Source organism: Methylophaga sp., from assembly GCF_009711715.1.
Taxonomy (GTDB): Bacteria; Pseudomonadota; Gammaproteobacteria; order Nitrosococcales; family Methylophagaceae; genus Methylophaga.
This window is the reverse complement of record NZ_VENF01000001.1, coordinates 193,004-215,519: the sequence shown is the minus strand read 5'-3', so window position 1 is coordinate 215,519 and position 22,516 is coordinate 193,004. Positions and strand designations below refer to the sequence as shown.

At 50.8% G+C, this 22,516-nt stretch carries 19 protein-coding genes and 2 tRNA genes; 12 read left to right on the top strand and 9 right to left on the bottom strand.

Annotation, left to right across the window (positions count from 1 at the left end):
* Positions 1-94 precede the first annotated feature (94 nt).
* The 8 genes from recA (at position 95) to FH755_RS00975 (ending at position 6,590) form a co-directional block, all read left to right on the top strand.
* Positions 95-1,138: a recombinase RecA gene (gene recA, locus FH755_RS01010; protein WP_292437800.1), complete on the top strand. Its 1,044-nt coding sequence runs from the start codon at positions 95-97 to the stop codon at positions 1,136-1,138.
* Positions 1,135-1,584, top strand: coding sequence for a recombination regulator RecX (gene recX / locus FH755_RS01005; protein ID WP_292437798.1), 450 nt, complete (start codon positions 1,135-1,137; stop codon positions 1,582-1,584). The genes recA and recX overlap by 4 nt, the downstream gene beginning before the upstream one ends.
* On the top strand, positions 1,574-4,177 hold the full coding sequence (gene alaS / locus FH755_RS01000) for an alanine--tRNA ligase (protein ID WP_292437796.1): 2,604 nt from the start codon (positions 1,574-1,576) through the stop codon (positions 4,175-4,177). Before recX ends, alaS begins: the two co-directional genes overlap by 11 nt.
* Positions 4,178-4,179: 2 nt before the next feature.
* Positions 4,180-5,406, top strand: a complete 1,227-nt coding sequence (locus tag FH755_RS00995) for an aspartate kinase (protein WP_292437794.1) — start codon at positions 4,180-4,182, stop codon at positions 5,404-5,406.
* 238 nt (positions 5,407-5,644) lie between these two features.
* On the top strand, positions 5,645-5,830 hold the full coding sequence (gene csrA / locus FH755_RS00990) for a carbon storage regulator CsrA (RefSeq protein ID WP_266235118.1): 186 nt from the start codon (positions 5,645-5,647) through the stop codon (positions 5,828-5,830).
* A 55-nt stretch (positions 5,831-5,885) separates the two neighbouring features.
* Positions 5,886-5,975, top strand: a tRNA-Ser gene (locus FH755_RS00985).
* A 49-nt stretch (positions 5,976-6,024) separates the two neighbouring features.
* Positions 6,025-6,101, top strand: a tRNA-Arg gene (locus FH755_RS00980).
* A gap of 189 nt (positions 6,102-6,290) precedes the next feature.
* A complete protein-coding gene (locus FH755_RS00975; RefSeq protein WP_292437789.1) occupies positions 6,291-6,590 on the top strand; it encodes a glycine zipper domain-containing protein in 300 nt (99 codons plus the stop codon).
* A gap of 68 nt (positions 6,591-6,658) precedes the next feature.
* Here FH755_RS00975 and FH755_RS00970 read toward each other — a convergent pair whose 3' ends face one another.
* The 5 genes from FH755_RS00970 to amrS all read right to left on the bottom strand — a co-directional run bounded on the left by FH755_RS00970 (position 6,659) and on the right by amrS (position 13,460).
* The gene (locus tag FH755_RS00970) at positions 6,659-8,239 is read right to left on the bottom strand and encodes a PAS domain-containing methyl-accepting chemotaxis protein (RefSeq protein WP_292437787.1); all 1,581 of its coding nucleotides are present in this window, start codon (positions 8,237-8,239) and stop codon (positions 6,659-6,661) included.
* Positions 8,240-8,350: 111 nt separating this feature from the next.
* Complete coding sequence (locus FH755_RS00965; RefSeq protein WP_292437785.1) at positions 8,351-10,906, bottom strand: EAL domain-containing protein; 2,556 nt, start codon at positions 10,904-10,906, stop codon at positions 8,351-8,353.
* Between the two features lie 79 nt (positions 10,907-10,985).
* Entirely contained in the window at positions 10,986-11,294 is a 309-nt protein-coding gene (locus FH755_RS00960) for a helix-turn-helix domain-containing protein (protein WP_292437783.1), read from the bottom strand.
* A 126-nt stretch (positions 11,295-11,420) separates the two neighbouring features.
* On the bottom strand, positions 11,421-12,341 hold the full coding sequence (locus tag FH755_RS00955; protein WP_292437781.1) for a DUF2726 domain-containing protein: 921 nt from the start codon (positions 12,339-12,341) through the stop codon (positions 11,421-11,423).
* Between the two features lie 18 nt (positions 12,342-12,359).
* Complete coding sequence (gene amrS / locus FH755_RS00950) at positions 12,360-13,460, bottom strand: AmmeMemoRadiSam system radical SAM enzyme (RefSeq protein WP_292437780.1); 1,101 nt, start codon at positions 13,458-13,460, stop codon at positions 12,360-12,362.
* Positions 13,461-13,547: 87 nt separating this feature from the next.
* On the opposite strand from amrS, the gene amrB reads away from it, so the two are divergent.
* From amrB to rimO, 3 genes are all read left to right on the top strand, one after another.
* Positions 13,548-14,336, top strand: a complete 789-nt coding sequence (amrB, locus tag FH755_RS00945; RefSeq protein WP_292437779.1) for an AmmeMemoRadiSam system protein B — start codon at positions 13,548-13,550, stop codon at positions 14,334-14,336.
* Positions 14,337-14,338: 2 nt separating this feature from the next.
* Complete coding sequence (gene amrA / locus FH755_RS00940; protein WP_292437777.1) at positions 14,339-14,890, top strand: AmmeMemoRadiSam system protein A; 552 nt, start codon at positions 14,339-14,341, stop codon at positions 14,888-14,890.
* 242 nt (positions 14,891-15,132) lie between these two features.
* Complete coding sequence (gene rimO / locus FH755_RS00935; RefSeq protein ID WP_292437775.1) at positions 15,133-16,443, top strand: 30S ribosomal protein S12 methylthiotransferase RimO; 1,311 nt, start codon at positions 15,133-15,135, stop codon at positions 16,441-16,443.
* A gap of 1 nt (position 16,444) precedes the next feature.
* On the opposite strand, the gene FH755_RS00930 is transcribed toward rimO, so the two are convergent.
* From FH755_RS00930 to FH755_RS00920, 3 genes are all read right to left on the bottom strand, one after another.
* Positions 16,445-17,218 carry a TIGR01458 family HAD-type hydrolase gene (locus tag FH755_RS00930; protein WP_292437773.1) on the bottom strand — a complete coding sequence of 258 codons (774 nt, stop codon included), beginning with the start codon at positions 17,216-17,218 and terminating at the stop codon, positions 16,445-16,447.
* Between the two features lie 76 nt (positions 17,219-17,294).
* Positions 17,295-18,839 (bottom strand): deoxyribodipyrimidine photo-lyase, encoded by a 1,545-nt coding sequence (locus tag FH755_RS00925; protein WP_292437771.1) that lies wholly within the window; start codon positions 18,837-18,839, stop codon positions 17,295-17,297.
* Entirely contained in the window at positions 18,758-20,083 is a 1,326-nt protein-coding gene (locus FH755_RS00920; RefSeq protein ID WP_292437769.1) for a DASH family cryptochrome, read from the bottom strand. The genes FH755_RS00925 and FH755_RS00920 overlap by 82 nt, the downstream gene beginning before the upstream one ends.
* A 51-nt stretch (positions 20,084-20,134) precedes the next feature.
* On the opposite strand from FH755_RS00920, the gene FH755_RS00915 reads away from it, so the two are divergent.
* Complete coding sequence (locus FH755_RS00915; RefSeq protein ID WP_292437767.1) at positions 20,135-20,551, top strand: thiol-disulfide oxidoreductase DCC family protein; 417 nt, start codon at positions 20,135-20,137, stop codon at positions 20,549-20,551.
* Here FH755_RS00915 and FH755_RS00910 read toward each other — a convergent pair.
* The gene (locus tag FH755_RS00910) at positions 20,537-22,492 is read right to left on the bottom strand and encodes an amylosucrase (RefSeq protein ID WP_292437765.1); all 1,956 of its coding nucleotides are present in this window, start codon (positions 22,490-22,492) and stop codon (positions 20,537-20,539) included. The two genes, FH755_RS00915 and FH755_RS00910, sit on opposite strands and share 15 nt — an antisense overlap.
* Between the last annotated feature and the right edge of the window lie 24 nt (positions 22,493-22,516).

Here is a 22,516-nt window from a genome sequence, read left to right as displayed (position 1 = left end):
TGACCTGTTAAAAGCCCTTCCAGCCTCTAGAGCCTGAGTGATATCTATGGGATAATCCATGGGTTTTAGTTAATTAACTCAGGGGTGGCGCAAAATGGATGACAACAGAAAGAAAGCGCTGGGCGCAGCGCTGGGACAGATTGAAAAGCAATTCGGTAAAGGGGCCGTTATGCGCCTTGGTGACGCCGGCGCTGCCCGCGATGTTGCTTCTGTCTCAACGGGTTCCCTGGGCCTGGATATTGCCCTCGGTATCGGTGGCTTGCCGCGTGGTCGTGTTGTCGAAATCTATGGTCCTGAATCATCCGGTAAGACCACACTGACGCTGCATGCAATTGCTGAGATGCAGAAACTCGGTGGCACAGCGGCCTTCGTTGATGCCGAGCACGCACTGGACCCGGATTACGCTGAAAAACTGGGCGTCAATATTGACGACCTGCTGGTCTCTCAGCCCGACACCGGTGAACAGGCGCTGGAAATCACCGACATGCTGGTTCGCTCTGGTGCAGTAGATATTGTCGTCGTTGACTCGGTCGCCGCTTTAACCCCGAAGGCGGAAATCGAAGGCGAAATGGGCGATAGTCATATGGGTCTGCAGGCACGGCTGATGTCACAGGCACTGCGTAAACTGACCGCCAATATCAAACGCTCTAACACGCTGGTCATCTTCATCAACCAGATCCGGATGAAAATTGGTGTTATGTTCGGTAACCCCGAAACCACTACCGGCGGTAACGCGCTTAAATTTTACTCCTCTGTTCGTCTTGATATCCGTCGTATCGGCGCCATCAAGAAAGGAGATGAAATTCTGGGTAATGAAACCCGTGTTAAAGTCGTCAAAAATAAAGTGGCGCCGCCGTTCAAGCAGGTTGAATTCGATATTCTCTACGGTCAGGGTATTTCGCGCGAAGGCGAACTGATTGATATGGGCGTTCAGGCGAATCTCGTCGAGAAATCCGGTGCCTGGTACAGCTATAACGGTAATCGCATCGGCCAGGGCAAAGATAATGTCCGCACCTTCTTGAAAGAAAATCCGGAGATGGCAGCTGAAATTGAGGCGAAAGTGCGTGAACTGCTGCTCCCTCAAAAAAAAGTGAAAGCCGCTGAAAACGATGCTGTCGAGGACGATCTCGAGGCGTGAAAAAAACCGCCAGTGAACAGGCAGTGAGCTATCTGGCCCGCCGCGAACATAGTGCACTGGAACTGAGCCGCAAGCTGAAAAAATCCGGCTTCGACGAGTTTGAAATAGAAGACAGCCTGGCCAAGCTGCAGCAGGCCGGGCTGCAAAGTGATCGGCGATATGCTGAGAGCTTTGTCAATTCCCGCATTAATCGCGGTTATGGCAGTGTCCGGATTCGGATGGAATTAAAAGAACGTGGCGTGGCCTCCGACATAATCACGGACAGCCTGCAACAGGCAGAAATTGACTGGTTTGCACTGGCTGCCGAGGTCAGAAGCAAACGCTTTGGCGAGCATGACCCTGAAGACTTTAAAGACCGGGCCAAACAGCAACGGTTTTTACAGTACCGCGGTTTTACTCATGATGAAATAACGGAAAGTTTTAACGTAACCGACGATGAAAAGTAGCGCTGATATACGCAAATTGTTCCTCGACTTCTTTGCCGGCAAGGGACATCAGGTGGTTCCCAGCAGTCCGCTGGTACCTGCCAATGACCCTACCCTGTTATTTACCAATGCAGGCATGGTGCAGTTCAAGGAAACCTTTCTGGGGCAAGAAACTCGCGCCTACACTCGTGCAGTGACCACCCAGCGTTGCGTGCGTGCCGGGGGCAAGCACAATGACCTGGAAAACGTCGGTTACACTGCCCGTCACCATACCTTCTTTGAAATGTTGGGCAACTTCAGCTTCGGTGACTATTTCAAGCGTGAAGCCATTCAATACGCCTGGGAATTTCTGACCGACACGCTGGGACTGCCGCCGGAAAAACTCTGGGTTACCGTGTTTGAAGAAGATGATGAGGCTGCCGATATCTGGCTCAAGGAAATCGGTATTTCTTCCGAGCGTTTCTCCCGTATTGGTGCCAAAGATAATTTCTGGTCCATGGGGGATACCGGCCCCTGCGGCCCCTGCTCCGAGATTTTCTATGACCACGGCCCGGACGTTGCTGGTGGCCCACCGGGCACACCGGAAGAGGACGGCGACCGCTATATCGAGATCTGGAATCTCGTCTTCATGCAATACAACCGCAGTGCAGACGGCACCCTGACACCGCTGCCAAAGCCTTCTGTCGATACCGGCATGGGGCTGGAGCGTCTGGCTGCCGTTCTGCAAAACGTCCACAACAATTACGATATCGACCTGTTCCAGCACCTCATCAAAGCGATTCAGGCCTTGTCCGGTACACAAGACAGCAGCAATTTTTCACTGCGTGTCATTGCTGACCACATCCGCTCGTGCTCGTTTATGATTGCCGATGGTGTCCATCCTTCCAATGAAGGCCGGGGTTATGTTTTGCGCCGCATTATCCGTCGCGCCATTCGTCATGGTCACAAACTGGGTCTCAAAGACGCCTTTTTCTACAAACTGGTACAGCCACTCGTTGACGAAATGGGCGACGCTTTCCCGGAATTGACCCAGGCACAGCCGCTGGTTGAAAAAGCGCTGCTGCAGGAAGAAAACCGCTTTGCCGATACGCTCGATAACGGTCTGCGTATTCTGGACCAGGCGATTGAAGAAATGGCCGACAAGGAAATTCCGGGTGAAACCGTTTTTCTCCTCTACGATACCTATGGTTTCCCGATTGACCTTACCGCCGATATCGCCCGCGAACGGGGCCTGACTATCGACATCGCCGGTTTTGAACGTGCGATGGAAGAACAACGCTCACGTGCCCGCAGTGCCAGCCAGTTCGGCGGTGGCATGACCGAACAGGTTAATATCGACAGTGAGACTGAATTCTGCGGCTATGAACATAGCCAGGAAGACGGCACCATTACTGACATTATTCTGAATGGTGAACATGTCGACAGCCTGGCCGAAGGACAGGAAGGCATTCTGGTCCTCGACAATACGCCCTTCTATGCCGAATCCGGTGGTCAGGTCGGCGATCATGGTGAAATCACCACTGACACCGCCAGCTTTACTGTGACCGACACCCGCAAGCAAGGCAAAGCCTTTACCCATATCGGCCGCTGTGAGCATGGTCGATTCCAGGTGGGACAGAAAGTCACCGCGCAAATTGATGAAAACAACCGCCGGGCCACAGCGCTGAATCATTCCGCTACACATCTTCTGCATGCCGCGCTGCGTAAAGTGCTGGGTGACCATGTCACACAAAAAGGCTCTTTGGTTGACCCGCACCGGCTGCGCTTTGATTTCTCTCACTTTGAACCGCTGACGGATGCTCAGCTGCATGAAATCGAACGCATGGTCAATCAGCAGATCCGTCTCAATCACCCGGTTGAGACCAGACTGATGGCGCTGGAAGAAGCCAAGCAAAGCGGCGCGATGGCACTGTTCGGTGAAAAATATGATGAAAAAGTGCGCGTGCTGAGCATGAGCGATTTCTCAATCGAGCTCTGTGGTGGCACCCATGTCAGCAACACGGGGGATATCGGTCTGTTCAAGATTACGGCAGAAGCCGGTATTGCCTCCGGTGTGCGTCGGATTGAAGCAGTGACCGGTGAGACTGCGCTGGATTATGTTGACACCACTGTCAATACATTGAAGCAGGTCTCCGAGCTGCTTAAAGCCAAGCCGGAAAATGTGCAGGACAAAGCCACGGCCCTGGTCCAGCGCAACCGCGAACTGGAAAAAGAACTGGAAAGCCTGAAAGCCAAACTGGCCAGCAGTGCCGGTGATGATCTGGCGAATGATGCCAAGGACATTAACGGCATCAAGGTGCTCGCCTCGACGCTCGAAGGCGCCGACGGTAAAGCGCTGCGTGAAGCAGTCGATCAGCTTAAAAACAAGCTGGGCAGTGCTGCTATCGTTCTGACTTCGGTCAAGGATGAAAAAATCACAATTATTGCTGGCGTAACCAAGGACATTACCGATAAAATCCGCGCCGGCGATCTGGTCGGGCATGTAGCCAGTCAGGTCGGTGGTAAAGGTGGCGGTCGTCCGGATATGGCACAGGGCGGCGGTAATGAGCCTCAGAACTTGGCAGCGGCTTTGGCCTCTGTCTCAGACTGGGTCGGATCTAAGCTGGAAAACTAAGCATGTCACTTATCGTACAGAAATACGGCGGGACGTCCGTAGGCTCAGTGGAGCGCATCAAAGAAGTCGCCAAAAAAGTTATCGATTACCGCAACCAGGGTCACGATATGGTTGTTGTGGTCTCAGCCATGAGCGGTGAAACCAACCGGCTGATTGATTTAGCCAAACAGTTAAATGAAGACCCGCGCGGCCGCGAACTGGATGTATTACTATCGACCGGCGAACAGGTTACCATCGCGCTGCTCAGCATGACGCTGCAGCAGATGGGCATGCCGGCTGTGTCCTATACCGGCAGTCAGGTACGTATCCTAACCGATAACGCCCACAACAAGGCACGCATTACCGAGATTGACGATGACAAAATTCGCACTGATCTGAAACAGGGCAAAGTCGTCGTCGTCGCCGGTTTTCAGGGCTGTGATGAAGACGGCAATATCACCACGCTGGGTCGCGGCGGCAGTGATACTACGGCAGTCGCACTGGCAGCCGCCTTAAAAGCCGACGAATGCCAGATCTATACTGATGTCGATGGCGTTTATACCACTGACCCGCGCGTCGTGCCTGAAGCCCGTCGCCTCGATCACATCACCTTTGAAGAAATGCTGGAAATGGCCAGCTTAGGTGCCAAGGTATTGCAGATTCGCTCAGTCGAATTTGCCAGTAAATATAATGTTCCGCTTCGTGTGCTCTCTTCTTTTACAGAAGGTGGTGGCACACTGATCGCTGCAGAGGACCCATCAATGGAACAAGCTCTTATTTCAGGTATCGCGTTTAACCGGGATGAAGCAAAAATCACCGTGCTGGGTGTGCCTGATCACCCCGGCATCGCCTCGCAAATTCTGGGCCCGGTCGCGGCACAGAATATCGAAGTCGATATGATCATCCAGAACACCGGCCATGATTCAACTACTGACTTTACTTTCACTGTCCACCGCAATGATTACAAGTCGGCACTGAAGATTCTGGAGAAAACTGCAGAAAAACTCGGTGCGCGTGAAGTCAATGGCGATGATCATATTGCCAAGATATCCGTCGTCGGTGTCGGCATGCGTTCACACGCCGGAATTGCGAGTAGTATGTTTTCTGCACTGGCAGATGAAAACATTAATATCGAAATGATTTCGACTTCTGAAATCAAAATTTCCGTGGTAGTCAATGAAAAATACCTGGAATTAGGTGTTCGTGCTTTGCATAAGGCTTTCAATCTGGAACAGGATCCAGCTGCCTGATTTTTGTCACTAAACTGTTACATTTATCTCGCGAACAACATAACTTCCTGATAAAATGACACAGGATTGTGGAGTAGTTACGACTATGTCACAGTCCACACTAAAAGAGACGCTTAAGATCTCTGTGACATGGAAATATTTATTAAACAGGACAAGGCACGAGGCCTTACTGCATGGAAGAATTCAAGTTTTCTCCTGGTGACCTCGGCCTGCTTTTGAGAGTAAAGGGGAAAAAATCATGTTAATACTCACACGTCGTGTCGGCGAATCCCTCATCATCGGTGATGATGTTGTCGTTAATGTGCTTGGTGTCAAAGGCAACCAAGTCAGAATCGGTGTTGACGCACCTAAAGATGTCTCTGTGCATCGTGAAGAAATCTATGATCGCATCCAGCAGGAAAAAGATCACCCGAATGCCGGTTAATTTCACGTTATCACTAGCCAAATAAATTACATCTGTTATACTGTGCCGCTTTGATGGAGAGCTGGCCGAGTGGCTGAAGGCGCGCCCCTGCTAAGGGCGTATAGGTTAACCCCTATCGAGGGTTCGAATCCCTCGCTCTCCGCCAGAATTATTATTGCGGACATCAGTGAATGTTAGTATAATAAACGGCTTTAGCGCCCGTAGCTCAGCTGGATAGAGTACCTGGCTACGAACCAGGCGGTCGGAGGTTCGAATCCTCCCGGGCGCGCCAAAAAGTAAATACAATTAAGCAGTTATTCGCATAGCGATAACTGCTTTTTTTGTGCCTGAAATTTGAACATGGAAGACTTCCCTAATTGGCCGTTCCTGTTTTCATAACATCAGAAAAGCATCACAGACTTAGTTGTCAAAAACTGTCATATTACGAAGCATTAACGTGGAAGTACTTCGTATGAAGCTCATGATGATTTTAATAAGTTTTGGTTTATTTTCAGTACCGATTCTGGCTGATGACTCATCCACGCTGGATGCGGCAGTCGGAGGCGGCATAGGTGGTGCCATCGGTGCGGCTGTAGGTAATGAAGTTGGCGGTAAGGACGGTGCCATGATTGGCGGTGCTGTCGGTGCAGCCGCAGGTGTTGCAGTCAATACTGATGAAGATGGTCACCGTCATGATCGTCATCACGGTGAAATTTATATTGATGATCATCATGGTGGCCATTTCTGCCCGCCGGGACAAGCTAAAAAAGGCAACTGTTAACCAAACATACAGCACTGACTGACAAAACGGCATTGCGGCGAGTAACTTGCCTCAATGCCGTTTTTTTATTACTGACTGAAACGTCGGATCATATTGAGTAAGGCGGATGATTCTTCCGCCAGATTTTCCGCATTGGTATTGACCAGGTTGGCGTTGGAAACCACGCTTTCGGCGTCAGTACTGATCTGCACCACATTACGGTTAATATCTTCACTGACTGCACTCTGCTCCTCAACCGCAGTCGCTATCAGCGTATTAAGATCATTCAGCTCTTGCACCTTGTCCTTGATACTGGTTACGGAGGTAATCGACGCGGAAATGTCTTCGCGGCTTGATGAGGCAGTTTCCTGTGTCTTTTTCATGCCGGAAACCACCTTATTGACTGCCTGATCCAGCTTCTGGATAAGCTTGGAAATCTCTTGTGTCGATTGCTGAGTGCGGCTTGCGAGCGAGCGGACTTCATCCGCCACCACAGCAAACCCCCGGCCATACTCTCCTGCCCGTGCTGCCTCGATGGCCGCGTTCAGCGCCAGCAGATTAGTCTGTTCGGCAATATCACTGATAACACCGACAATGGGATTAATGGCACTGGAGTCGTCTTCCAGTTCACTAATGATGCTGTTGATATCACTGAAAGCGGCATCCAGCGAACCAAGACTACTGACCGCCGTTGAGGATTTGCGCTCACTGGCTTTAGTCAGGTCATCAACTTCTGATGCCGTTGACGCTGCTCTGCTGGCATTATTCGAGACTTCCTGAATGCTTGAGCTCATCTCCGTCATGGCCGTAGCCACCTGGTCGGTTTGTGAAGCCTGTGACTGGATCGACTCCATGATGGACTGTTGCGAGCTGAAGGTATCCTGCGCTTCCGCGTCGATTTTTGAAGCCGTATCCCTCAGTCTGACCAGCACCGTGTTTAGTTTGGCCTGCGTCAGTTTGTTCACCAGCGTCAATTGACCAATTTCATCATTATTACCGGTATAAACCATGGCCATCAACGGATTATCGACTTCCTTGCGGGCTTCTTTCAATGCCTGGTCCAGGCTGGAAAATACCCATTTGTTCAACAGGCCATAGGATGCTGCACCAACCAGCAACGGAATGATGATGGGTAAGAAAAACGGTAATGCCTCAACGATATCCAGTTGGCTGGTAATCATGCTCAGCATGAGTACAACACTCATGCTTAACGCACTTTTATGCTTCAGTCCGAAGCGATTGAAGATACTGCCAAGCCGGGGCTTTTTGCCGGCGTTGATTTGCTGGTAAAGCGTTTGTGCCCGCTTAACGTATTCCGCTTTGGGTCTAACACGGACCGATTCATAGCCAACGATTTGCTGACCGTTAAAAATCGGTGTTATATAGGCATCAACCCAGTAATAACCACCGTTTTTACTACGGTTTTTAACGATACCCATCCAGTGATTTTTGGTCTTGATGGTATTCCACAAGTCTTCAAATGCCGCCGGTGGCATATCCGGGTGACGGATAAGATTGTGGTTTTTTCCGAGCATTTCATCGCCAGGGAAACCACTGACTTTTTCAAACGCGGCATTGAATCCCGTGATTGCACCTTTCAGATCAGTGGTGGAAATGAGTTCTTCTTCGAATGTAACTTCGTTGTCAGTTATGGGTAAATTTTTCTTCATTGCCTCTACCTTGAAACGAGCATCAACTGGAACTGATGTTGTCGTCTGCTCGCAGAGGTTATCGGCAATAACAGCGGAGAGTTAAGCAAAATCGCGACTCAATGATCTGGATCAACCACAATGACGTTGCTCGAAATAATCATCAGCCGGTGCAGGCTGCCCATACAGAAACCCCTGAAACTGGTTACAACCCAACTGTTTCAGTCTTGCGGCCTGTTCCTGAGTTTCCACGCCTTCGGCAATCACTGCCAGTTCCAGGCTATCTCCCAGTGCAAGAATGGTTTTGATAATTGCTTCATCATCCAGGTTATGGGTCAGTTCCCGGACAAAAGACTGGTCAATCTTGAGCTGATGAATTGGTAACAGCTTGAGATAGCTCAATGACGCATAGCCGGTACCGAAATCATCCAGCGAGAAGCGAATACCGAGTGACTGCAGGCTGTTCATACGTTCCGCCACCTGCTCAAGATTATCTATGAGCAGATTTTCAGTGATTTCAAACTTAAGCCTGTCGGCATCAATGTCCTTTTGTCTGATGATCTGTTCGACGTGTTCAACAAAGCCGCTGTGCCGGAACTGACGCGGGCTGATATTGACGGCCAGCGTCCAGTCCGCTTTTTCTGAATCGCCCCGCCACTGTGACAGCACCTCGCAGGCCATTTCGATAACCCATTGGCCGAGCGGTATGATCAAGCCACTGTCTTCGGCAATCGGGATAAACTCTGTGGGTGAAATCGGCCCCATCGCCCTGTCATGCCAGCGTAGCAAGGCTTCCATGCCGATAATCGTTTCGTTTTTATTAACCTGAGGTTGCAGATACAGCGACATTAGCCGGTTCTCGATAGCATCTCGCAATGCGACTTCCAGCACGCTGCGACGGTTAATCGCTTCCTGCATCTGCGGATAAAAGAAACACTGACTGTTTCGACCGCGATGCTTGGCTTCATTAAGTGCCAGATCTGCGAGTCTGACCAGGCGTTCGGTCTGACCACCGGCATCACTGAATAAGGCGATGCCGATACAGACCGTGGCATTGTAATGTCCATTGCTGAGTTGATAAGGCACCGACAAAAGTTGTCTCATTTCAGTGGCCATGGTGGTAGTCAGCCGTTTCGCGTCTTTTTCTGCCGGTATCTGAACCAGACAGGCAAATTCATCGGAACTGATTCTGGACACACTGATATTGTCCGCATCGAAGGACAGCAGACGCTGGGCAATTTGGGTCAGCAATTCATCCCCATGACCATGACCACGCGATTCATTGATGATTTTAAAGTCATCTACATCAATCATCATTACCGCACCGTTCGCTGCGGCGTCTTCCTTCAGCACCTTGTCGATACGTCTGAACAGCTCAAACCGGTTTGGAAGGCCAGTCAGAGGATCAGAAAACTCCAATGCCTGCAGGCGCTCATACATTTTTTTATTATTGGTGATATCGGTTGATATGCCGCACAGCGCATAAATTTTATTGCGGGCATCGCGCAGCGGGATCTTTACTGACAAAAAGTGGCGTTTACCGCCCGCTTCCAGGTCACTGACTTCCTCTTCTTCAACCAGCCGCTCACCATACTCAAGCACTTTCGAATCATTGTGTCTGAGATGCTGACAGGTTTCCCTGTTAAAAATTTTCTCATCGGTTTCACCCAGCAAAGCCTCGGGTTTGAGGCCGGTCAAAGCAGTGATCTTTTGATTGATATAACGATAACGATGTTGCCGGTCTTTGATATAAACAATCGCATCCAGACTGTTAAGAATTGTATTGAGCCGGTTCTCGCTCTCGAACAGGTCACGGGTCTTAAGACTCACCTGTCTGCGTAAGACCTGATTGAAGCCGGCGATCAGCATCACGATGATGACCAGTGCAGCCACCAGCCACCAGATGATCAAGGGGATAGTTTTGTTTGCTGGCAGCGTCCATTTTTCCAAGACCTGGTAATACACTGAACTGGGCATAAGTTTCCAGCGAGTCAGATAGGCATCGATCACTTCGAGTATGGCACCTTCTCGCTGAGGGGAAACGGCGTAAAAAAGTCGCACTGGTTGAAACAGAATCGGCGTGGTGTTGAGCGACAGCGCCTGCATTTTATTATTGCCGTAATAATGACTTGATACCACCGCATCGGCTTTCCCGCCAACAACAGCATCAAAGGCCGCATCAAGGTTTTTGGTGGGCAACCAGTTCACATCAAGAGAAAAATTACTGGCGAGGTTCTGCAGGTAGTCTTCCTGCACCGAGCCCTCCAGCACAGCCACTGTTTTTCCATCCAGTTCCAGCAGGTTAGCCAGCCTGACATCGTCCGCGGTATAGACCTGTGACCAGCTCATCAATGCCGGTTCACTGTGAAACTGATAGCGCTGTTCGCGGGATCCGGTTTTCGCCACATCGGGCAACAAATCCAGTTCGCCGTTTTCCAGCATAAGGAGGCAGGCACTCCAGGTGCAGGGGACGGGCTCGATTCGCCAGTTTTCACGACTGGCGATTTGCTGTAATAAATCCCCCATGATGCCACTGAGCTCCTGCTGTTCGTTGAGCATCAGTTTGGGCGGATTGTTATAAACACCTACTCGCAGCGGAACCGGTTCAGCATGATTGGTGGTGGTCATTGCCAATGTAGCAATGGCAAACACAGATCTGATGAAAACGACCCAAAGGCGTGGTTTCACAATCGTCCCCTGAGATGCTCCCTGGCATCCTTAACCAGCTGCGTTATGATAAAGCGCAGCGTATGAATTCCAACGCTTATTATTTGTTTTTATTCTTTTTTTTGTTCTTTTTCTTGTCTTTTTTATCTTTCTTTGTCTTTTTATCTTTATTTTTAGGCTTATCTTTTTTAGCTTTCTTGTCTTTTTTATCAGCCTTGGCTTTTTTGCTTTTGGTCAGCGGCACTTCGACGGCTGTATCTACTGAATTTTCAGGACGTTCCCTGACTGCATCCAGTGCATTCATACCCAATTTTCGAAACCGGGTCACGATATATTTAATCTGTCCAAGGCTAAGACCGCTGGTCTCTGCCGCCTGTGCGTGGGTCTTGCCCTGATGAATGGCGAGCAAAGCGGCAGCTCGCTTGTTGTTATTGAGTTCAGAGCCGGCCAGTTGCTTGCAGGCAGTGACCTCGCTCGGTTTAAGAAGTTTTTTTACCCTGGCTTGAGTATTAGTCATGATTTTAATGGATCCTTGTCAGTCGACAGATAAATCAAACTCCGGCTCGGCTTTTTGCTGTTTGTGAGCTCGCTCACGTGGCTTTAGCTCTGCCTCCTGCTTTTTATGGCCTCGTCCTGCCAATCTGTGCTCAGCTTCTGTCGTTTGCTGGTACTGCACTTTCGGCTCCGGCTTGGCTTCTTGCTCTATGTGAGATTGCTCACGCAGCTTTGGCTCTGGCTCCTGTTTTTTATGACCTTGTCCTGCCAATCTGTGTTCAGCTTCTGTCACTTGCTGATATCGCCTCTTCCGCTCTGGTTCGTCTTTGTGAGCGTTCTGCTGTTCACCCGGATTTGGCTCGGGCATTGGTTTTTTCTCATACTGCTTCAGCGACTCCGATTCAGCTTCTTGCCTTTGGTGAGCAGCTTCTCCCGGGTCAAGGTAGACCTTGATATCATGGTTGGGACTCTCGTCCAGTGTTATCACCGGTTCCAGTAACCGGGTGATAGCCTCACGAATCTGTTTGTCGCTGAAAGCATTATTGACATCAAATATCTGAAATGGCAACTTGCCTTGCTGACATATCTGGCGGATGAACTGCTGTCTGCTACCCAGTTTGTCCTGATGAATCAGAATCAGTACGCAAGCGATTTTCCCGGTCGCTTTTTCAGTCAGGACGAGATCGGTTGACGTTGCTTCAATCCGTGACTTTATTTGCTGGGCTTTTTTATCCTTGTCAGGCGCTATTACCAGCAGATCGGCAAGCCGGACATGCGGGTAGACATCATAATCTTCGCCAACCGCGCGCTCTAACTGCGATTTAAAATCGCGCACCAGCTTATCCATCAGCATTTTTCTGGGGCTGACTTTGAGTTTGGGCGATTTATATTTTCTATAAATCCGAAACGCCACCCACAGCAAAACCAATACCGTAATGAGTGACCAACCAAGCATCAACATCGTTACTCACCTCTCAAGCTAGGCCATATCTACAAGAACACGTTGAGGCCCCCAATGACCGGGCATGGATTCAAACACACCGGCACAGGGCGTGCCGCAATTAAGACAGCAGCCTGCCTCATCCAGTTGCCAGGCTGATAACCGGTACCAGTCCCGGCCGATTAACAAACTGCCACATTGATGACACCAGGTGCTGTCAGCCTGCATGTCGTGCATATTGCCGACATAGGCATAACGTACACCCTGTTCGATAGCGATATCTCTGGCCCTGCGCACAGTTTTCGGCGGTGTCGAGGGCTTATCCATCATTTTCCAGTCTGGATGAAACACGCTGAAATGCATCGGCACATCCGGCCCCAGATGTTCAACTACCCACTGACACATTTCAGTCACTTCCTGCTCCGAATCATTCTCTCCGGGAATCAGTAAGGTAGTCAGCTCAAACCAGACATCAGTTTCATGTTTCAGGTATGTCAGGGTTTCCAATACCGGTTGCAGATGTGAGCCGGTTATCTTCTTGTAAAAACGCTCGCTGAAAGCCTTCAAGTCGACATTGGCTGCATCCATATAACGATAGAACTCCGTTCTTGGTTCCGGACACACATAACCTGCTGTGACCGCCACGGTTTTAATATCGTGCTCATGGCAGGCCTGCGCCACATCAATCGCATATTCATGGAAAATCACCGGATCATTGTAGGTAAAGGCAATACTACGGCAGCCTAGTTCTTTCGCCTTATAAGCCAGTTTTTCAGGGGTAGCCAGATCCATCAGCGTATCCATTTCCCTGGACTTACTGATATCCCAGTTCTGACAGAATTTGCAGGCAAGATTGCAACCGGCGGTGCCGAACGAAAGCACTGGCGTACCCGGCAGAAAGTGATTAAGCGGTTTTTTTTCAATCGGGTCGATCACAAAGCCACTGGAGCGTCCCCAGGTTGTCAGTACCATCTTTCCCTGATAATTGGCGCGGACAAAGCACAGTCCGCGCTGGCCTTCGTGCAGTTTGCAAAATCGCGGGCATAAATCGCACTGCACCCGGCCATCATCCAGCAGGTGCCAGTACTTGGTGGGAACCGCCTCGACAAAAGCGTCGGTTTGGCTGTTTTCGGGACTCATACCACACCTCCGGTAGCGGGAGATATTGCAATAAATTATTGATAAGATGATACTTATTCATAGTACGCCGATAAGCGGAGCGTTGCCATGGAAATCGTTCGCCCTAGTGCTGTTGCTGGTCTGTTTTATCCGGCTGATGCCGAGAAACTCAACAATATGATTGCCCGGAATCTGCAAGCCAGTACCCTTCGGGCAGATATGACACCAAAGGCACTGATTGTTCCTCACGCTGGTTATGTTTATTCCGGCCTTGTCGCAGCCAGCGCCTACAAACATCTGGAAGCTCGCAGAGACATCATCAAAAGGGTGGTTCTTATCGGTCCATCGCACCGGGTACCTTTTGAAGGACTGGCTGTTTCCTCGGTTGACTGGTTCGAAACCCCCATGGGCCTGATACCGGTTGATCGTCATGCCGAAAGCCAGATCATGAAAATCGAGGGTGTCCATGTACTGGAACAAGCCCATGCCAAAGAGCATAGCCTGGAAGTTCAACTGCCCTTCCTTCAGTACTTGCTTGAAGACTTCAAAATTGTGCCGATTGTAGCCGGTCACGCCAGTCCCAAGTTGGTTGCCGAAGTACTCGATATGCTTTGGGATGGGCCGGAAACTCTGATTGTCATCAGCTCGGATTTAAGTCATTACCTTGATTACGACAGTGCCTGCGAGATTGATGCAGAGACATCCCAGGCTATTATCAGCATGGATAACCATGTCATCGATGGTTACCACGCCTGTGGCAGTGTCGGCATTAATGGCCTGTTGCTCTATGCCCGCGAACATAATATGCAGGGACAAATCCTGGATTTAAGAAACTCTGGTGATACCGCAGGTAAGCGAGATAGTGTCGTAGGCTATGGCGCCTACTTGTTCCAGTAGCCATGATTTCCCGATCCGATCGTTTTCTGCTGCGTAAAATCGCCCGTGATGCCATTAAATACGGGCTTAGACACCAGGCTGTGATGCCATTGGATTTGAACAGTCTGCCGCCGAGTGTCACGGCTGAGGGTGCCAGCTTTGTGACCCTGTACTTTGCCGGCGCACTGCACGGCTGTATCGGCACTCTGGAAGCTTACCGCCCACTGGCTGAGGATGTTGCCAGCAATGCTTATTCAGCTGCCTTCCGCGATAGGCGGTTTGATCCGGTAACAGAGACTATGCTCGAAGAACTGGATGTGCATATTTCCGTACTCAGTAAACCTGAGTCAATTTCATGCCAGTCTGAGCAGTCTCTGCTGAATCAGCTCAAAGCCGGTGAAGATGGCCTGATACTGGAAGATGATCACCACCGCGCCACTTTCCTGCCTGCCGTGTGGGATTCACTGCACAGTCCGGAACAGTTTGTTGCCGCGCTGAAACGTAAAGCCGGTCTGCCCGTCGACTACTGGTCAGACTCTATCCGCTGTTACCGTTACCACACAGAGAACTTTTAGAGGTGTAAGCAGGTATACAGACGGTCCCCAGCCTTTGAACGCTTTTAAGTCGTAAAACGCTGGCTTTGTTTTGCTTCAATGCGGCGGCGACCGATGACAATCCCGGAACAACATCCACTGCCAAGGACTCGGTGAAACCTGCCAATAATGTGTGTTTTTTGTACTGTAAAGCTGGCGATTTTCAGCGTTAAATCGAATAAAATATTGGCTTTTAATCAGCCACCCCGGATTCGGTACTGTATATGAAAGCCCCTCAAGTCGGATTTGTCAGTCTCGGTTGCCCCAAAGCCCTGGTCGACAGTGAACGCATTATCACCAAACTACGCTCGGAAGGGTATGACATTTCCCCCAGCTACGACGATGCTGATCTGGTTATCGTCAACACCTGTGGTTTTATCGACGCTGCGGTTGAAGAATCGCTGCAAAGCATCGGTGAAGCGGTAGCCCAGAACGGCAAAGTCATTGTGACCGGCTGCCTGGGCAGTCGGGATAATGAGATCCGGGAGCGACACCCCCAGGTTCTGGAAATTACCGGAGCCCACGCACTGGAGGATGTGGTTAATGCTGTACATAAGCATCTACCGCCGCAACATGATCCTTTTGTCAGTCTGGTTCCAGCTGAAGGCATTAAACTGACCCCGCGTCATTATGCTTACCTGAAAATCTCCGAAGGCTGTAATCACCGCTGCACATTTTGCATTATTCCCTCCATGCGCGGTGACCTCGTGAGTCGGCCGATTCATCATGTGATGCATGAAGCCAAGCGGCTGGCCGATGCCGGCGTCAAAGAGCTACTGGTTATTTCCCAGGACACCAGTGCCTACGGTGTGGATCTGAAATATCAGCCTGCTGAATGGAATGGTCGCGAACGCGCAACGCGCTTTTTTGAGCTGGTGGAAGCACTGGGCGAGATGGGTATCTGGGTCAGACTCCATTATGTCTACCCCTACCCCCACGTTGATGATGTCATACCGCTGATGGCTGAAGGCAAAATCCTGCCTTATCTGGATATTCCGTTTCAGCATGCCAGTCCGCGCATTCTCAAATTGATGAAACGTCCGGCATCGAGTCAGAATAATCTCGACCGCATCCGGGCATGGCGTTCGATCTGCCCGGATTTGACTATCCGCAGCACCTTTATTGTCGGCTTCCCGGGTGAAACAGAGGAAGAATTCCAGGAACTGCTGGACTTTCTGACTGAAGCGCAACTGGATCGGGTCGGCTGTTTCACCTATTCGCCGGTAGATGGCGCTGCAGCCAATGATCTGCCCGATGCGATCCCTGAAGCTATCAAGCAGGCGCGTTTAGCAAGGTTTATGGCGCATCAGGCACAAATCAGCGCCGACCGTTTGCAGCAGAAAGTCGGGCGCCGGGGTCGCGTTATTATTGATGAAGTGGTGGAAGAAGGTGCGGTGGGACGCAGCGAAGCCGATGCCCCCGAAATCGATGGTCAGGTCTTTATCGACGACGCTACTCACCTTAAAGTGGGTGATATTGTTGAGGTCGAATTCGAAGAAGCGGATGAACACGACCTGTGGGCCAGACTGATTTGAGTCAGGTCTCCGCCGCTTCGCGGTGACGGTAAAACACATCCCGGACTGCCTCGACCACAGAGTCGGCCACCGCCGCCAGCCCGGCTTTATTTTCATCGCCGGGCAGGTATTTTCCGGTACGCACCAGGCAGGCTTCCAGCCCGGCTTCTCTTGCTCCGATGACATCCGCCTCCACGTCATCCCCTATCATCAACACTTCTTCAGGTTTGCAGCCCAGTGATGAAACGGCGGCATGGAAAAAACCGGCAGCCGGTTTACCCAGAATTTCAGCTTTCGTATCAGCAGCATATTCCAGAGCGTCGATAAATGGGCCGGCATCCAGTTGTAACTGACCACCGCTTTTGAAATAACGGTTACGACCGATACCTAATAAGGGCGCACCGCTTATCAACAATGCAAAGGCTTTATTCAGATGGGCATAATCAAAGCGATTAGCAGCATCTGCCAATACCACCGCATTCGGGTCCTGCTGATTAATATCGCTAAATTCAGCTTCCAGATCGGGGTGAATAAGCAAATATGGCCGCAGGCCGCGCTGCTGGCATACCGTTTTGACAGCAACCGGTGCAGTAAAGATATCTTCCTGCCTTACTTCAAAGCCCATTTGCCGGAGACTGTTGAAAATATCCTGACTGGTAGAACGTGAAGTGTTGGTGACAAAACGCATCGGAACGCCGTTTTGCTGCAGTTTGGCTACCGTCTCAACAGCGCCGGGGATGGGACGTTTATCTACGTGCAGCACGCCACTGATATCAAACAAAATCGCCTTGAGCATCACAAAGACCTCCCTTTTGTGAAAGCGATGGTTTTAGTATGCACCTGCGACCACTAAGACTCAAATCAGCAGAGTTTCAAGGTGATGGCGGCCGCACATGCCGTTTCAGGATACGCTGGTTTTCCTGCTGTACATCAGCATGTTTGCGCCAGGACCAGAGCAAATCGCGGGCACGTCTGGCATGCGCCTGATGATCAATAACCGGCTCAGGATAATCAGTGCCCAGCGTTAATTGATACATCTGCTGCTCCATTGGCGTCATTAGCCATGGTTCATGTAACAAGTCATCCGGCAACCCGGCCAGTTCCTGACACCACGTGCGAATGAAAATGCCGTCCGGATCCTGCTCCTGGCTCTGTTTAATCGGATTATAAATTCGAATTGTATTGGTACCGGTAACGCCGGCCTGCATCTGGAACTGCGGGTAATGAATGCCTGGCTCGAAGTCGAGGAAGAGCTGCGCCAGATGAGTAGCACCTCGGCGCCAGTCAATCAGCAGGTGGTGGCAGAGAAAACTGACCAGCATGGCCCGCATCCGGAAGTTGATATAGCCGGTCTGATGCAGGCAGCGCATGCAGGCATCGACCAGTGGGAAACCAGTCTTGCCCTGCTGCCAGGCTGCCAGCTCCTGTTCAACCGCCACATCATTCCGATAAGGAAACGATTGATAGCCCCGGTTGACCGGTCTGAATTCCATCTCGCATTCACTTTCAAACTTCTGCATAAAGTGACAGTGCCAGTGTAATCGGGAAGACAGGGCTGCCAGACTACGACGCCAGCCCCGATCCTGCCAGTGACTAAGCAGGTGCTGATACATTTCTCTCAGGCTGATATTGCCCCAGGCCAGATAAGCAGACATCCGGCTGCAGGCCTCGCGGCTGGCAGAGGGGCTCGATAAACGGCGATAATAATTCTGTCCCCTGCCCTGATAAAAACTTTCCAGTGTCTGCCAGGCTGACCGACTTCCGCCCTGCTGAAAGTTAGTATCCACCTGTAGCCATGATTCTGGCGGCTTAAAGGCAGCGTCCTCCGGTAATGGGATTGTCTGCAGCCTTTCCAGCCTCGGTTGCTGTTTTTCAGCACGCATTATCTTTTGCCAGTGTCTATCCCAGTCATCCCTGTTGGGCTTGGCTCGTTCAACAGCACCACAGGGATATTCAGACCAATCGACCTGGTGCTGTTGGCACCATTGGGCCACTGCCCGGTCACGCTCGAAAGTATTGGCAAGACCGATTTCCTGATGGCTGAACAGATTACGGATAGTAAATTGTTCACTGATCCTTGCCAGTAAATCTGGCATCTCAGATCTCACAATCATCAATTGCTGCTGACTTTGCAGCTGCGCCTGCATGTCAGCCAGTGACTGCCAGATAAAGCGCCAGTGCCGCAGGCTGTAATGCGGGTCTTCGACAAGCATCGGCTCAATGACATAGAGCAATAAAGCCGGTAGCTCTGAATCACAGGCGGCTTTGAGCGGTGCATGGTCGCGCAGGCGTAGATCACGCTTGAACCAGACGACATTGATATCCGGTCGGGGCATTAGCGCTGCCTGGGCGGCAAAATCGGCCAGTCTGCCGCATCGACCGAGTCCAGCTGGGGACTTGTTACCTCGCCATGCCATTTACGGATAAAGTCCCCGGCGGGATCGTATTGTCTGGTTTGCTTCTCGATATTGAAATGGCGACCACCGCGTGGATCCATACCGACGCCGGCAATGTACTGCCAGTTACCCCAGTTCGCTGCGACATCATAATCAATCAGTTGCTGTTCGAAATAAGCCGCACCGAAGCGCCAGTCCAGTTGCAGTTCATTGACAAAACAGCTGGCCACAATCTGACGGCCTCGGTTACTCATATAACCGGTCTCGTTCAGTTGCTTCATCAAAGCGTTGACCAGCGGATATGGCGTGTTACCGTGACACCATTTCTGATAGCGCTCCGGGTAAAAACAGCAATGAATTTTTCTGTTCGCGACGCCACCGGCGCTGAACAGTTTATGCCGCAGCTTCAGGGCAAGCCATTGAAAGTATTCGCGCCACAGCAGTTCGAAATAAATCCAGTAGGTAGACTCATTCGCCGTCTGCTGCTTTTCATAGCGTTTCAGTCTTTGCAGCAGGCGTCTGACCGACAGACTGCCATTGGCGAGCCAGGGTGAAAACTTGGTCGAGTTATGCCAGCCGTCCAGTTCGTTGCGTGTTTGTTTGTAATGAGCCGGCGCTGTGCCCGAAAAATAATCTTCCAGATGCGCCAGTGCAGCACTCTCTCCGCCTTCAAACACAGCCGTTGTGCTGGGTTTGACCAACACGGTCTCAGTTTCTGCAGCCAGGCTTTCCACTGCCGGCGGCAGGGTCTTTGGCATAGCCAGTGGTGGGTCAATATCAATTTCCTCGACCAGCCTTCGAAACTGGCTGAAAGTGGTCGGCAGGGCTTCGAGCGGAAACGGTAACTGTTCCGGACGAAACAAGGTATGTGAAGGCACAGACTCAAAACGCAGTCTGGGATAATCCGCCTTGAGATGCTGCCATTGACGGTTTTCAAACACGCCAACATGCTGACTGCGATAGACAGCGCCGATATCAAAGCGGGTGATAAAATCAGAAATAATCTCGACCGGATTGCCACTGACAATAATCAGCGACTGGCCGCGCTTGGCTAACTGAGCCGATAAATCAAGCAGGGACTGATTGAGAAACTGACGTCTGTTTTCGCCAAGTGGCTTGGCATTGAGGCCCGTGGCTTTGTCCCACTGGCTATCAATGCAGAACAGACAGATTAACCGCTCACAGTTGAGACTGGCCTCCAGCAGTGCCGGATTGTCATGCACCCGTAAATCGTTGTTAAACCAGACAAGCCCTGTTTTGATCATTTTTTGACATCCACCGTGTAAGAGTGAGACATAGTCAAATGGAATCAGACCATGCCCGAACAAGCTGACTTAGTTGTATTTTATGATGGCCGCTGTCCACTTTGCGTGAAAGAAATCCGTCTTTTGAAGCGCTATAATCATCGCGGCCGCTTACAGCTTGAAGATATTCATGCCAGCGACTTCACTCAGCGCTTCCCGCAAGTTGACCAGGCCAAAGCCGTAAAAATCCTGCATGGACTCAACGCTGAAGGCAAATGGCTGACTGGTCTGGATGTCACAGTCAAAGCATGGCAACTGGTCAATCGTCATCGCTGGCTTGCTGTATTGCGCTGGCCACTGATACGCCCCTTGGCCGATCTCGCTTATCGCTTTTTTGCCCGCCACCGGCAGACTCTCGCATGGTTAATCACCGGTCAGCGGCATTGTGAACGCTGCGTGACTGACGATGACTCATCAGCTCTCCTGTAACCAGTAAAAGCTGAATGCCGGTATCACCAGTGCGTTTTTGAAAATATCCGGTTGCCGGCCGCTGTAGACGTCATACAGCTGACCATACTGCGGGTCGCCCCAGCCGATTAAATCATCCAGGTTCAGATGCTGCGGCCTATCGTTGAAATTGGCGATAACCAGCACTTTATCGTGTTGACGGGTGATGTTGTAACGTTCGAACACAAACAAATGCTCATTACCGACATCAATCAGGTCACGGTTATTGAAATCAGCAAAGGCATCAATTTCTTTACGAACGGCAATCATGCGTTTCAGTGCGCTGAAGATTTCGTACTGATAATGCCCCGGCTGATTGCGCAACTCTGCTTTTTCCCAGTCAATCACTGGACGATGTACCCAGCGCGAATCACCTTTTTTATGGGGATCAGACAGGAAGGACACATCATTGATCGTGCCCAGTTCATCACCGTAATACAGCAGTGGAATACCGCCAAATGACATAATCAGGCTGTGCAGAAGCAGTATGATTTTAATGGCATTGTCTTCGGCTTCCAGATCACCGTTTTCCAGCGCATATTCCAGCCCCACCAGTGAAGCCAGGGATCCGGAAATACGGGCATCACCGGTCTTTTCATTCTGGCCAAACGGTAACCCGCGGGCATGGGAGTTGTCATAACGGCCCATAAAATAATCGATCAGGAACTTACGATGACCTGCCGGTTCATAACCGACCAGTTCAATATCCCGATCATCAAAGCCGAGACCAATATCATCATGGCAACGGATGTAGTTGAGCCAGGTGGCCCGCTCCAGTTTGACCGGCAGGCTTTTAATGCCCTGGTTAAGCAGCTTGGCATTCTTGGTCGCTACAGCGTCCCACATCAGTGCCATAAAGGTGGCGTTATAGGCAATTTCGCATTCCTTGGCGATAACCGCATCTTCGCCGAAATACTTGGTCACTTCGACCGGTGCCACAATCGCCTCGGCGATGTATAACACCCCTGGTGCCGTGACCTGGCAGCAGTCCTTGAGCAGTTGTAGAATCAGATGCGCTTCACGTTCATTCTGACAGGTACTGCCGATTTTCTTCCACAAAAAGGCCACGGCATCGAGTCGCAGAATATCGGCGCCCTGATTGGCCCAGAACAGAATGACATCGAGCATTTCGATGAAAACTGCCGGGTTGGAGTAATTCAAATCCCACTGGTAGTTATTGAATACCGTCATCACCCAACGGCCCATATCCTCATCCCAGGTGAAGTTACCGGGGGAGGTCTCCGGAAACACTTCGGGCATGCTCTGTTCGAACATATCCGGTACATTGCGGTTTTCGAAGGTGTAGTAATAATCCTGATAGGTTTTGTCGCCCTGCCGCGCTTTCTGCGCCCAGACATGCTCATTGGAAGTATGGTTAAGCACCACATCCATGGTCAGCAACATATCGCGTTGGTGCATGGCGCGTGACAAATGCAGCAGATCCTCCAGGGTGCCGGCCCGATCATCAATCTGACGGAAATCGCTGACCGCGTAGCCCCCGTCACTACTGCCTTGCGGGCATTGCATGATCGGCATTATGTGAACCATGTTAACGCCCAGTTCCTGAAAGTAATTCAGGTGACTTTCCATACCTTTCAGATCATTTGCGAAGCCATGGCTGTATAAAGCCATGCCGACCCATTTCTGGCTCAGGAACCAGTTATGATCAGCTTCGCGTTCTATATCACGCTGGCGTAAATCTTCCGGACGGCGGATATACTGCCAGGCCATGGTTTCAACCAGACTCTGTGCCTGCTCCTGAAAGTCATCACGGTCCCCATACAGCCTTTCGAACAGGGAGTGAATTGCATAAAAGTTCGCCCCCAGCCGCGTATAGAAGTAGCGTAAATCCTGCTTGGATATCCCCGCTTCTATTTCGTTGAGGATATCATTCAGCAGTTTATGAGCCTGTTGTTCATACATATAATTAAGTTTAACTTTTCTCTT

What these genes read in the sequence shown, in the direction of transcription:
- FH755_RS00970 (WP_292437787.1), bottom strand. Translation starts at nt 8,239, where the DNA reads ATGAAGAAAAATTTACCCATAACTGACAACGAAGTTACATTCGAAGAA.
- FH755_RS00975 (WP_292437789.1), top strand. Translation starts at nt 6,291, where the DNA reads ATGATGATTTTAATAAGTTTTGGTTTATTTTCAGTACCGATTCTGGCT.
- csrA (WP_266235118.1), top strand. Translation starts at nt 5,645, where the DNA reads ATGTTAATACTCACACGTCGTGTCGGCGAATCCCTCATCATCGGTGAT.
- FH755_RS00930 (WP_292437773.1), bottom strand. Translation starts at nt 17,218, where the DNA reads ATGCTCAAGGCGATTTTGTTTGATATCAGTGGCGTGCTGCACGTAGAT.
- FH755_RS00910 (WP_292437765.1), bottom strand. Translation starts at nt 22,492, where the DNA reads ATGTATGAACAACAGGCTCATAAACTGCTGAATGATATCCTCAACGAA.
- amrS (WP_292437780.1), bottom strand. Translation starts at nt 13,460, where the DNA reads ATGAGTCCCGAAAACAGCCAAACCGACGCTTTTGTCGAGGCGGTTCCC.
- FH755_RS00995 (WP_292437794.1), top strand. Translation starts at nt 4,180, where the DNA reads ATGTCACTTATCGTACAGAAATACGGCGGGACGTCCGTAGGCTCAGTG.
- alaS (WP_292437796.1), top strand. Translation starts at nt 1,574, where the DNA reads ATGAAAAGTAGCGCTGATATACGCAAATTGTTCCTCGACTTCTTTGCC.
- FH755_RS00925 (WP_292437771.1), bottom strand. Translation starts at nt 18,839, where the DNA reads ATGGCATGGCGAGGTAACAAGTCCCCAGCTGGACTCGGTCGATGCGGC.
- recA (WP_292437800.1), top strand. Translation starts at nt 95, where the DNA reads ATGGATGACAACAGAAAGAAAGCGCTGGGCGCAGCGCTGGGACAGATT.
- FH755_RS00955 (WP_292437781.1), bottom strand. Translation starts at nt 12,341, where the DNA reads ATGTTGATGCTTGGTTGGTCACTCATTACGGTATTGGTTTTGCTGTGG.
- amrB (WP_292437779.1), top strand. Translation starts at nt 13,548, where the DNA reads ATGGAAATCGTTCGCCCTAGTGCTGTTGCTGGTCTGTTTTATCCGGCT.
- rimO (WP_292437775.1), top strand. Translation starts at nt 15,133, where the DNA reads ATGAAAGCCCCTCAAGTCGGATTTGTCAGTCTCGGTTGCCCCAAAGCC.
- FH755_RS00920 (WP_292437769.1), bottom strand. Translation starts at nt 20,083, where the DNA reads ATGATCAAAACAGGGCTTGTCTGGTTTAACAACGATTTACGGGTGCAT.
- amrA (WP_292437777.1), top strand. Translation starts at nt 14,339, where the DNA reads ATGATTTCCCGATCCGATCGTTTTCTGCTGCGTAAAATCGCCCGTGAT.
- FH755_RS00915 (WP_292437767.1), top strand. Translation starts at nt 20,135, where the DNA reads ATGCCCGAACAAGCTGACTTAGTTGTATTTTATGATGGCCGCTGTCCA.